The following is a 12327-nucleotide window of genomic DNA, read 5'->3' as shown; positions in this document are numbered from 1 at the left end:
TAATTAGGTGTTGTAACTTAGTTACAAATTTAGTACCATAGCGTTGTTTTCATGATATAGGGAGGTTTAAATGCCAATAGAAACAAAACGTCAGGCTGAAGTGCTTAAAAAGCTACAAGATGTGATAAAACATACAGATCGTGACATTGCGGCTGGAAGAAAGTTAGCTATTAAAAGGTGGGTCGAGACCTATATAGAGTATATCAAACTTTTTAAGGATGATAAGCTGGAATTCTTATATAATGTTTTTCGAGATGAAGGTTGTTGGTTAGGTACAAGGTTAAATAATACTGTTTTAGGTCAGAAATTGACTGAAGAGAAAATAGGAGAAATCGATAACCCACTACCAAGGTATGGTATGGCATCTAGGTACTGTATAACGGGCAAGATAGGTGATTTTTTCAACAAACAGTTTGTACTCTCTAGAGGTCAATTTACTTCAGAAGAGGTAGATAGTCAAGGTAATCCGATCAGTGATCAATATGTAAGAAACATTCTGCTATCATCCATGAAGAGAAATGGTCCTGTGTTTGATTTCTGGATCGATAGAGAATCTGGGGAATTAAAGAAGTATGATGCAGTAGAAGGTTTTGACAGTGCTGTAAAACTTAAGTGGAGCGAAGGGGTAGAGTATTTTTATAATCAGTTAGAGGAAAAAGATAAGGAGAAGAAGCTTACAGAAGCTATTGTTGCTCTTTCTCGTCCTCAATCTGTTGAGAAAGACGCTCCTATTTTAGATTTTTGTGTAAGGAATATAGGCGATAAAGATACTCTTTTACAGAAATTATTGCAGAAAGATAAGGGAGTATATTCCCTTCTTGCTGAATTAATAGAGTCATGTTTTTTTGATACGGTTCATGATTTGGTACAGTGCTGGTGTTATAAAGGCGTTTCAGCAGGAGGAGACTGTTCGGACAAGATATTCTCACAGCAAGACTATGAACTTTTTCTTTATTCACTTTCAAATGTGATGTTGAAAAATCCTGAGTTAAGTGTTCAAGCTAGATCCCTTATTATGGAGATTTGGAAATGTGAACGCTTTGCTGAATACAGAGAGACCTCTGTTAATACTTCTAATTATACAGTTCCTATAAAGAGTGTACTTGGGGGATTAATCATTAATTGGAAACGAGAAGATGTTTGTAAGCCCGATAGGGAAATAGAGAAAGAAGAAATATTAGATATGATTTCATTTGCCAAAGGTTGCTTTCCTGAAAAGTTTGACCTTTTTAAAGAAGTCATGATAGAAAATCTTAGAATATGTGGTAGGGAAGGAAAGAGGAAAGGTGTAGATTACGGCAAGTTTGCAGAAGAGTTATTTCTTCAGTTAGAGAAAGTAACTTTACCTTCTGTAGGTGATGGTCCTTGGAATAATTTGCGGTCTCAATCTAAGGTATCTTTGCCACTTGATGGTTCTGGTGATGGCCCACAGTCTGAGTTTGAAGCTCCTAGTGTGAGTGGTATTTCTGGTTCTCATAAGAAAAGAAGAATCTAGTCTACTCATTAATGTGAGTGGTTTTTCTGGTCTTAGCAAATAGAGAGGTGCTTTGTGTCTTTAATAAGAAGTTTAGTGGATGGAGATCTTGATGGTTTTAGACAAGAGTTTGAATCCTTTTTAGATCAATGTCCATTTTTCTTGTATCATGTAAGTACAGGACGTTTCCTTCCTGTATTCTTTTTCAGTATGTTTGCTACTGCTCATGATGCTAATATCTTAAAAGCAAATGAGAGAGTGTATTTTCGTTTTGATAATCATGGTATTGATACAGGTGGTAGAAATAGAAATACAGGGAACCTAAAAGTCGCTGTTTATCGTGACGGACAGCAAGTTGTCAGATGCTACAGTATTTCTGATCGTCTTAATAGTGATGGGTTAAGGTTCAGTACAAGGGAAAGAAATGCTCTAGTGCGAGAGATTAGAGGGCAAAATCCAAATTTAAGGGAAGAAGACCTAAATTTTGAGCAATACAAAGTATGCATGCATGGAAAGGGCAAGAGTCAGGGAGAGGCGATTGCAACAGTATTCGAGGTGATTCGTGAAAAAGATTCTCAAGGTAGAGATAGATTTGCTAAATATTCAGCGTCTGAGATTAGCCTTCTTAGGCATATAGAACGCAATAGGCTTAAGGGGATTAATGCGCCTGCGCCACGCAGTTTGTTGACAGTTAAGGAAATAGGAAGTATACGACTCAATCAAGATCAGAGAGTACAGCTTGGTCATTTGGTCAATTTTGTGCAAGTTGCACCGGGTCAGCAAGGGATTTCAGTTTTATGGAAGTGCTAGCAAGTAACCAAAGAATAAATATAGAACGTGGAATAAATGAAGGAATTTTGCCATACATAACTCGAATCTATCGTAGTTACCTAGGCAGCCTACAAAATGACATTCAAAATCGCAGTCAAAAGTTTGAGAGTCACGGATTTTTCTTAGGTTTGTTGGCAAATTTTATTCATCTCTACACAATAGATATTGACCTTGACTTGTCTCCTGGAAATTCATATGTTGCTTTTCTTATATGTCATCAGGCAGAGAGAGAAAACATTCCTATCGTTATTAATGTTACTAGATGGAGGACATCGTCTGATATTGCATTAAACCGCGCTAGAGCTGATGCTAAAAGATTACATGCTTCTTCATTTATATCTATTCACACTGAATCAAGAAATGCTGTTTGTATTGGATTAAATTTTAATCTGAATATAGATCCTTTTAGTATTGATACAGTAGAGTTTTTAGAGAATAGATTTCCTTTGGTACAAAGATTATTTGAGTGTTTGGAGGATGAAGGAATTAGAGAAAATATTAGAGATTTCTTGCTTCAACATCTTCCTAACGAAATACCAAGAAATGCAGAGAATTATAACAGAATATTTGATTGCATAACTGGTTTTGCTTTTGGGAATAGTATTTTAGAAGAGTTCAGATTAGTAAACGCAGTTCAACAACGTGTAAGAAAGTATATATTTAGATATGGTGATGAGAATCATGCTTTAACCATGGTCTTCCATACTCAAGGTTCTGATATAGTTATACTTCATATTAGAGATAACAACGCTGTACAACAAGGAGCCATCAATTTACAAGATCTTAATGTTGACGGAAATAATGTTCATGTACGGGAAGTTTCATGCACACTTAATAATCAACTTGGCCTTAATATTCATACAGATAACCTTGGTTTATATCACAATTACCAAAATAATAATGCAAATAATTTTCTTGGTGGTAATCTTGTGCAAGTGCCTAATGCTGGAAATGTGCATAATGCTTTAAATCAAGTTATGAATGATGGCTGGCAAGATAGATTTCAGCATCAAGAATTATTTAGAAACATTTCTGCAGTATTAATGCCAGAAGATACGCATGGCAATATGATAATAGATGTAAATAGCAAAGATAAGTTTCGCTCTATACTACATGGTACATTTTATGCTAGTGATAATCCTTATAAAGTGCTTGCTATGTATAAAGTTGGTCAAACATATAGTTTAAAAAGGTGGCAGGAAGAAGAAGGAGAAAGGGTAATACTTACAAGAGTTACAGAACAGAGACTAGGTCTTCTATTATTAAGACAACCTACAGCAGATACTCACCCAATTGGATATGTATTAGGATTTGCTGATAATGCAGAAGAAGTAGAACAGGAGCAAGACGAGGCAAGGTACAAAATAACAGAATTGATGAGCAAACAAAGGGGATATTTGCCTATTACTTCTGGAAATGAGGTGGTTTTGTCTTATGCTGTATTTAATAGAGGTGCACAGAGAGCAGAAGACTTTATATCTCTTCCACAACAAGCAGTGTATGTACATAGACTTGATCGTCGTGGTCATGACTCAAGACCAGAAGTATTAGTGGGACCTGAAAGTGTTATTGATGAAAATCCACCAGAAAATCTATTGTCAGATCAAACTCGTGAAAATTTCAGGCGCTTTTACATGGAAAAAAGACCAGGACAGAACTCGATTTTTTTGCTTGATATAGATGATAATCTGCACGTTCCATTTAGTTACTTGCAAGGTACTAGAGCACAGGCAATAGAAACATTAAGGTCAAGAATAAGGGGAGGTGGTACTTCTACAGCACAAGGAATATTACAACAAATAAACACTATCCTTCGTAGAAACAACGCTCGTGAAATAGAAGATGTGCATAATCTACTTGCACTAGACTTTGCAACAGAAAATCAAAATTTCCGTTATTGGCTACAAACTCATGACATGTTTTTCGCTGCACGACAATATACTTTCCATGATGATCGATCTAATCCAACTAATGATCGTCATGATTTTGCAATAACTTCAGTAGGAGTCGATGGAAATCAAAATGATCCAACAGGTAGGGACTTATTAAGTAGTAACATAGATAACTTTAAACAAAAAGTAGATTCGGGTGAAAAAGATAGATTAACTGCTATTATTAATGTAGGTAATCGTCATTGGGTTACATTAGTTATTGTCCACCAAAATGGAAATTATTATGGGTATTATGCTGATTCACTTGGTCCAGATAGTCGTATTGACAATAATATTCGAGGAGCTTTAAGAGAATGTGATATTAGCGATGATAATGTCCATGATGTTTCCGTTCATCAGCAAACAGATGGCCATAATTGTGGCATATGGGCATACGAAAATGCTAGGGATATTAACCAAGCTATTGATCAAGCTTTACAGGGAAATAGTAACTTTGGAGAGAAAGGTGAAGGTATTATAGGTTATATACGTGGTCTTCTTAGTGCAGGAATTGGAAATGACACTAGACAACCTCAAAGAAATGAACAATACTTTAGAAATCGGAGAAGAAATATTTCACAATTATTCCAAAATGATTCTCTATCTTCTCCTAGGGGTAGATTGATTCAAGGTCGTCCAGGAATTCAACATGAAATTGATCCATTACTATTACAATTTTTAGAACTCCAATATCCACAGCGTGGAGGTGGGGGAGCATTGCAATTAGGCGGAGAAAGAGTGATATCAATTGATTTTGGTCCGCAATCTGTATTGGATGAAATTGATGGAGTGAATAGAGTTTATGATCATAGCAATGGTAGAGGCAGTAGGTAGAGGTTAATAGGTGAATGAAGTATTTCTTTACTCCATATTTACGCGTTGGTTGTAATGGGTCTTTTAATTTATTTCTGCATATTTTTTTTGGGGGGTTGTTTATTAACAATAATATAGAAGATATTAATAAAGCTTTTGTCCGTAAAGCACATTCATGAGAGCGATATTTTCTTAAAATCAGCTAGCTTTAGATGCTGAAGTTGTGTACCGTTTAGAATAACTTCCTTAATTTTGGATATAAAATAATTTAAACGTAAGATCCACTGTAAAAGATAAGATTTAATTTGGAAGAAAAATTGATGTGATTAGAACTTGACCTTACATAGTATAGGAATATTTTTTATAAAAAGAACAATATCCATTTGAAATGTAAAATTATCATAAATTTTTCTTTTTGTTCTCAAATGAATTACTATTAATTTAGTATTATATATTGCTAATAACTTAAATAATCCAACCATTTCCAGCAACAAAAACCGCTACCCGTGAGAACATTTTTCTTTGGGATGCGATGGTCTACCATATGTACCATACGAACTTTTTAATATAACAATTTAACTATACGCTAAAACTATAGTATTTTCTAAAATGAATGATAAATTTCCATTATGGTATTACCAACCAAAAGTTGTAAGTCTGTATATTTATGCATTAAAGGTCTGAGGCGGCTTTTGATGGTATTCCAACAATGCTCTATAGGGTTCAAATCTGGTGAATATGTTGGTAGATAGAGCAAACGGCATCTAGCATTATCTATTAACTCCTTTGTTTTGGGAGTTTTATGGAATGTGGCATTGTCCATAACTATTGTAGTACCATGTGGCAATTTAGGTAATAACATCTTCTCTAACCATGTATTGAATACCTCTTTGTCACACCCACCTTTGAAAGTCATTGGTGCAATAAATCTCTTTCCAATCCACCCGCCTATTATACTGATTCTCTCTCGTTTTCTTCCTGGAATATCTGCATAAATTTTCTTTCCTATTGGAGCACGTCCATACTCTCGGTATAACCTATTATCAACTCCTGCTTCATCTATATATAAGATGCTGGAATGGTCTATTTTTGAGATTTTATCGGTAAATCGCTGCCTATCTTCTTGATTGCGCTCTTGATATAGTGTAACTTTTTTTTAAAGTAATTCTTAGCTGTTTCAGCCTATACCAAATTGAATTTATTCCAAATCCAAGATTTTGTTTCATCTCTGCCAGCGTATGATCTGGATTCTTTTTAACATATTCTTCGAGTATTTTTGGGTCTATTTTTCGAATAAAGCTGCCGTTTTTCGATGGCCTTAGGCTTTCACCAGCGGCTTTCTTTCTTAACCAGCGGTACAGAGTTGCTATTCCTATCTCCAAAAGCTCTGCCACCTCAACCTTTGACTTCCCTTTTTCTATCATCGATACTGCCCTTTCCCTTAAATCCACACTATACGCCATTATAACTCAAATAGCTTATTATACCTTTATCATTTACTTTGGGAAGTACTATAGCTATATTAGCCCATTTCATCCATATCTACATACGAACTTTTTTGCCTAAGCTTATTGAAATAATTTAAATCTTCTATTTTTATAACCTTATTTTTACGCGGCTTGTTCTCACAAATATACGACCTTTTTTGCAATCTTAGGAAGAGTCAATAATTCAATTCCTTATAACACTAGCTAGCATGGTATCTTCACTAAAATATTTTTTTAAAAAGTTAGTTGACTTATAAATAATTCTCTACTAATACTAGCATATGTTTGTTTATTCTGCTGAAGTGGCTCCGCAGGTTACTGTATAAGCTTCAGCAGTTTTTGTACTCCTTTAAAGCATCATATTCCTATATATTAAATATAGCTGGTGTTCTCAATTTTGTTGATCTATAGTAAAATTGGCTAAAACTTCCAGTAATAAACAACTTTTAACCTAGCAGTACTCACCATAAAAACTTAACAAAAATATGAGTAGTAAAAAGATTATGTTGAAATTAACTTGACACATACTACACATTCTATATAATATATTCTATATCTAGAGCTAGGAGGTAATATGGATACAGGGTCAGTAAAATATATTGCAGAACCTATCAGTGAACAAAGCAAACACACTGATGAGCAAAAACTGAAGTGTGACCTAAGTGCTGGACAAGAGTTTTCAGAAATAGGTAGCCCAAAAACAGAAGCAACTGGATTACCAGTAGATAGTTATTATGAATTCATTAAGCGAGATTTATTTTCGGCTGATAGAAGTTTGATAGATGATAAAAAATACTTAGAGGATTTAATAGATGAGTGGCTTATTCATGCACCTAACTTAGGACTGGAAGAGAGTCAAAAAAAGTTAAATCAAAAATTACTCAATAGTATTATAAAAGATTTTAATATGGGAAATTATGACTCATTTTCAAATCTTAAGCAGTTTTTAGAAAGTAACGAGAAAAATAAAGACCTGAAGTACGTTCTTAATCTAAAAAGAGGGCATCTAGGAACAACAATATTGAACGTGTTTCTCGAATACGACGAAATTATTCCTTCTCTTCTCAAAGCTGGTGCTGATCTAAATATGCAGGATAATAAAGGTAAAACACTTTTGCATGATACTGCTATTTATTCTAGTGGATATGAAGATCTTGGGTATCTCTTAGATGCAAAAGCTGATCCAAATATACAAGATGAAAAAGGTAACACACCTTTACACTATTATGCTGCTAAGTGTAGTGATCAAAGCAGAAAAACTATGGATTTGCTCATAAGCAAAGGAGCTGATTTAAGCATAAAAAATAACGATGGAAAAACTCCACTGCAAGTTGCAATTGATAATGACAACATTATAGGATGTTTATTAACTAATAGTCAAAAAAAATTAAGAGAGCAACTAGGTAAAATGCTTCTCGCTACAAGTTCTGATGAAGATTGGGATAATGCTTATGATCCAGAGGTTGAAAATCTAAGAAAGTTTTTAAATCAATATGAAAATGACAACGACTTAAAGATAGTTTTAAATGTTAAGGATGATAGTTCAGTACTTCTTGATTCGCCATCTCGTCAATTTCCTAATGTAAAAGCCTTGCTCTTAAAAGCAGGAGCAGCTGATTTTATAGGTAAAAAACAAGACAATTATGAAAAATGCGATAGTTTTTTATCAGAGATTTATCAAATAAATTACCTTGCTAAACGCAATGAGTTTTTAAGTAAGGTAGTAAAAGCTAAAAGCATGATTGAATTACAAGAAGTTGTAAATGAGATTATAGCTTCTGGAATGAGATTAAATTTTGCTAAAGACAAAGATTATTACTTTGCAGATCACGTACTAGAAAAAATTGCTCAGCTAGAAGGAAGCTATGGAATTGCCAGTGATATAGTATGTACATTAATATCAAGAGGAGCAAAGTTAAAAAGGTCAGAAAGTTTAAAAGTCATTGATACAATAGAATTAAAGTTCAAAGCTCATAAGGCTAATATGATCAGTGCTCATTTAGAGTATGTTAGTAATACTGAGGAATTTTTTAGAATTGCAAAGGCTGCTACCAGCGGTCAACTATATGATGGAAAAATCGATAATAATGTATTTTACTTAGAATACTCAGAGGATAGTATAATAGATGTTGCAAGAATCACAGATAGAACAAGAAATCTGGAACTAATTCAGGAATCATATAGAAGGGATATAATAAAAATTGGCAAAAGTAAGATGGAAATTATAACCGAAAACGGCATAAGGTATTACACAGATCTTACAGAAGGCAGCGATATAGTATTAACTTTCTATACTAGTTTGGGAAATATAGACCTTAGACTGTATCCTGACATACAGGATAAAAGCAAGATTATAGTAGAAGTGAGTAATAGAGAAGAAATATTAGAAAAATTCAAAGGTCGCGAAGAAGAGTTAGGCAATGATTGCGCGCTCGGTGGCTACTCGGTCTACAATGCTATTGAACAGGGATATTTTGAAAGGTCTAGAAAATTAATGCGTCCTGAAGTAATAAGCGAGTCTAACAACAAATGGACAGAACGTGAAGAGTTAAGAAGGGATTCTATGGAGGAAATTGCTAGAAGGCATAAGTTATTACAAGATTTACGCAATATTGAGTCTAATATTGTACAAAAGGAGAAGAATTTTGACATAAAAACTTACCTGATAGACATCTTTAAAACTTTATCTAGGTTCTATGAAGAAAAAGGGGATATTTCTAAAACAGACTTAGCTAAAGCAGCAGAAAAGGAAAGTAAAAAATTGGGGTTAGAAGGTAAATACAACTGGAGTAAGATTTTTGGTTTAGAGGAAGAAATTATTGAAAAGGTAGAAAAACAAGGTGATAAAGAGCAAAAATCAAACATACCTGATGACTTCTATTTAGGGCACGCAATCAATAATGGAAGCTGTTTTTTTGATTCATTCAGGCAAAGTCTAGAACAACAGAAGGGAATCAAAGTTACTGTAGAGCAGTTAAGGAATGAGTGTAAGAGATTTGCGCAAGACAATCCTCCAGAGTGGTTTATAAGTAAAATTGGCAATGACTTTGATGAGGTTGAAAGTGAGCTCGTAAATCGTGGAATTACGTGTAACCAATATATCAATAGCATTGGAAAGAATGAATTTTGGGGACGTTCCGATATCGAGGGCAGAGTACTTTGTGATAAGTATGGTGTGAAATTGCATGTTGCAGAAAGTAACCCATTGCACACTATTGATAAGCAACAAGATCCGTTCTTGCATCAGTTAATAGATAGCTCAGGATCAAAAGCAGGTAAGATAGATTATAGTCACAATAGTGCCTTACATATGGTAAATGGAGGCCATGATCATTTTCAACCCCTACTTTATAGAAATAAGGCCTTGGCAAAACAAACGCAAGAACAAAAAGATTCCTTATGCTATTCAAGCTTGCCAAGCTGTAGTATGGATGAGTTAAAAATAGAAAAAGCCAACATAAGGCACTGCTTGTAAGTAGACCATAGCTTTGTATATGACTTGTTACACAACAATGAAGGGGAAAGTTTATTTATTAAGTTAAAAAAGAAATTATTTTACTTAAAAAACTTACTTAGTGCTTATGAATTTTCAAGTACACTTTCAGATTCAAAGAGGCTATAGATTGCTCGACATGTACTACTTCGTGGAGTTGTGTGCTGAAGTTTAGAGTATTGCTTTTTTTGATGTTTACAGAATTTTCCTCCAAATCTACTATTAAAATATGCAGTTAAAGTTGGATACATTTTTTATCACTATTGCATCTGATATGCTAAAATCTTCATTATTTATATTGATATTTTCGCATAATTGATTCTGTAACATTGACTTACTTTTCTATATCAATTTCAACATCTTTTTGTGTGGCCCTTTTCTGTTGCTTTTATAAATCAAGACCATAGAATTTCTCCCTTTGCTCACTCCACAGCATCGGTATTTCTTTTAAATCAACTAACTTCAAACCCCTTGGCTGCCTCCCATTTACTATATCTTCCTTAATCTTTGGTGCTAAATAATTTAATCTTAAAATTTGCTGTATACGTCTTGTACCTACGTTTATTTTCTTACTCAGCTCTTTCACACTTCTATATTTTCCTTCTTCCAATTGCCGTTTCCAGGAATGGGCTCTCACCACTGCCTTCAATAGTGCATTATTTGTTTTACCTTCTGGTTCGATTACTATGCATTTGTTTCCTTTCTTCTTCATTGGTATAAATTTTTCCTCTGATTCAGAACACACTTCTATTCCATCTTCTTTTACCATTACTCCCTTTATTAATTTTTTCATTGCTTCTTTCTGTTCTCTGAAGCTTAAATTTTCTCCATCCCCATATAAGCATTCGGCTCTTTTCATCACTTCTTTTTCTATTTCCCCAGCTACTATAGTTCGATTTACTGATTCACAATTCTTCCCCCTTAAGTGATTGTTGCATACGTAATATCTATACCTTTTGTTCTCTTTTTTTGAGTATGTCAGAGTCATATTTACATCACAGCTCTTGCACTTGATTATTCCCTTTAGCAGTGCTTCCTCATATTTTGCTTTTCTATATGGCTGATTACTTATCAATTCCTGCGCTTTTTGCCATTTTTCTTCTTCTATTATCGCTTCATGCTTTCCTTTATACTGTTTCTCATAATGCCTGATTTTTCCCATATATATTGGGTTTGTTATTATTCTCCTCACTGTTGCCTTTTTAAAGATATCTGATTTTGCTTTCGTTCGATATCCTTCTCTGTTTAACTCTCTTGCCAATTCTGCCATTGACTTCAGCTCCATATACCTCTCAAATATATGCTTTATTATTTTTGCTTCTTTTTCATTTATTATTAATTCCTTTTCTTTTACATCATAGCCAAGCGGTGGATTTCCTCCCATCCATAACCCTTGTTCTTTCGATGTTGCTATTTTATTTTTTACTCTCTCTACTATCATTTCTCTTTCTAGTTGTGCCGCCCCTGATAGCACTGTTTGTACAAATTTTCCCATTGGCGTATTATTGTCGAATATTTGTGTTACTGCTACAAAACTTATCCGGTGCCTTCTAAAAAATGATGTTACTTCTATGCAGTCCTTTGTTTCTCTTGATAACCTATCTAGCGTATATACTACTACACAGTCGACTTCTCCTACCTTTACATCTTCAAACAATTCCTTTATCGCTGGTCTATTCAAATTACTCCCTGAGAACCCTCCATCATCGTACTTTTTTGCCAATGCTACCCACCCTTCTCGGCTTTTTATATACTTCTCACATACTACTCGCTGTGCATCTAAACTATTAAACTTTTGTTCTAGCCCGTCTTCATTTGATTTTCTCGTATATATCGCGCATCTTACCTCTTTCAGCATTCTTTCTCCTTATCTCTCATTCCAAATAGGAGCGGTCCATTATAACTCATTCCCATTATTTTGCCGGCTACTGCTGATAATGACGTATAAAACTCTTCTTTATAGATTAAACCCTTATCTGTTACCATTACCGCATGCGTCTCTTCCCCTCTTTCTAATATTAGCTCTGTTCCCTCTACTGGCAGTTTATCGCTACTTATCCTTTTTCCCTTCTCTAGTCGATCTGCCAGGTATTCTAGTCTTTTTGCCCCTTTTCTTGATATTTCTCCGTACGCTTTTTCCTGCATTCTATAAGCTAATCTTGGTATCAGGTATTTCTTTGAGTATCTAGGCGCTCCTTCTCCATATACCTTTTTCCATATTTTCCTCACCTCTTCCAACGCTTTTTTCTCTAAATTCATTACTTTCTTTTCTATTTCTTCCTTTCTTTCCATATTTTC

Annotated in this window: 6 protein-coding genes and 1 pseudogene; 3 read left to right on the top strand and 4 right to left on the bottom strand. The window is 34.4% G+C overall.

Going from position 1 to position 12327, the window contains the following annotated elements:
• Positions 1-70 precede the first annotated feature (70 nt).
• Positions 71-1495, top strand: a complete 1425-nt coding sequence (gene cifA / locus ABWU72_RS05375; RefSeq protein WP_155968735.1) for a cytoplasmic incompatibility factor CifA — start codon at positions 71-73, stop codon at positions 1493-1495.
• A 75-nt stretch (positions 1496-1570) separates the two neighbouring features.
• Positions 1571-5070 (top strand): annotated as a pseudogene (cifB, locus tag ABWU72_RS05370) (cytoplasmic incompatibility factor CifB).
• Between the two features lie 583 nt (positions 5071-5653).
• Here the strand turns inward: cifB and ABWU72_RS05365 are convergent.
• Both ABWU72_RS05365 and ABWU72_RS05360 read right to left on the bottom strand, forming a co-directional pair.
• A complete protein-coding gene (locus ABWU72_RS05365; RefSeq protein ID WP_231115908.1) occupies positions 5654-6136 on the bottom strand; it encodes an IS630 family transposase in 483 nt (160 codons plus the stop codon).
• A gap of 28 nt (positions 6137-6164) precedes the next feature.
• The gene (locus tag ABWU72_RS05360) at positions 6165-6512 is read right to left on the bottom strand and encodes an IS630 transposase-related protein (protein WP_155968342.1); all 348 of its coding nucleotides are present in this window, start codon (positions 6510-6512) and stop codon (positions 6165-6167) included.
• A 598-nt stretch (positions 6513-7110) separates the two neighbouring features.
• Between ABWU72_RS05360 and ABWU72_RS05355 the strand changes: the two genes are divergently transcribed.
• A complete protein-coding gene (locus tag ABWU72_RS05355) occupies positions 7111-10011 on the top strand; it encodes an ankyrin repeat domain-containing protein (protein ID WP_182365070.1) in 2901 nt (966 codons plus the stop codon).
• Between the two features lie 406 nt (positions 10012-10417).
• On the opposite strand, the gene ABWU72_RS05350 is transcribed toward ABWU72_RS05355, so the two are convergent.
• A complete protein-coding gene (locus ABWU72_RS05350; protein WP_010082246.1) occupies positions 10418-11887 on the bottom strand; it encodes a recombinase family protein in 1470 nt (489 codons plus the stop codon).
• Positions 11881-12321: a DUF2924 domain-containing protein gene (locus ABWU72_RS05345; RefSeq protein ID WP_044471239.1), complete on the bottom strand. Its 441-nt coding sequence runs from the start codon at positions 12319-12321 to the stop codon at positions 11881-11883. The genes ABWU72_RS05350 and ABWU72_RS05345 overlap by 7 nt, the downstream gene beginning before the upstream one ends.
• Positions 12322-12327: the final 6 nt, after the last annotated feature.

It is taken from the genome of Wolbachia endosymbiont (group A) of Lypha dubia, from assembly GCF_964028575.1.
Taxonomy (GTDB): Bacteria; Pseudomonadota; Alphaproteobacteria; order Rickettsiales; family Anaplasmataceae; genus Wolbachia; species Wolbachia pipientis.
This window is presented reverse-complemented; position numbering and strand designations above follow the sequence as displayed.

Excerpts from the sequence above, each read along its gene's own strand:
- cifA (WP_155968735.1), top strand. The coding sequence starts at position 71 with ATGCCAATAGAAACAAAACGTCAGGCTGAAGTGCTTAAAAAGCTACAA.
- ABWU72_RS05360 (WP_155968342.1), bottom strand. The coding sequence starts at position 6,512 with ATGGCGTATAGTGTGGATTTAAGGGAAAGGGCAGTATCGATGATAGAA.
- ABWU72_RS05355 (WP_182365070.1), top strand. The coding sequence starts at position 7,111 with ATGGATACAGGGTCAGTAAAATATATTGCAGAACCTATCAGTGAACAA.
- ABWU72_RS05350 (WP_010082246.1), bottom strand. The coding sequence starts at position 11,887 with ATGCTGAAAGAGGTAAGATGCGCGATATATACGAGAAAATCAAATGAA.
- ABWU72_RS05345 (WP_044471239.1), bottom strand. The coding sequence starts at position 12,321 with ATGGAAAGAAAGGAAGAAATAGAAAAGAAAGTAATGAATTTAGAGAAA.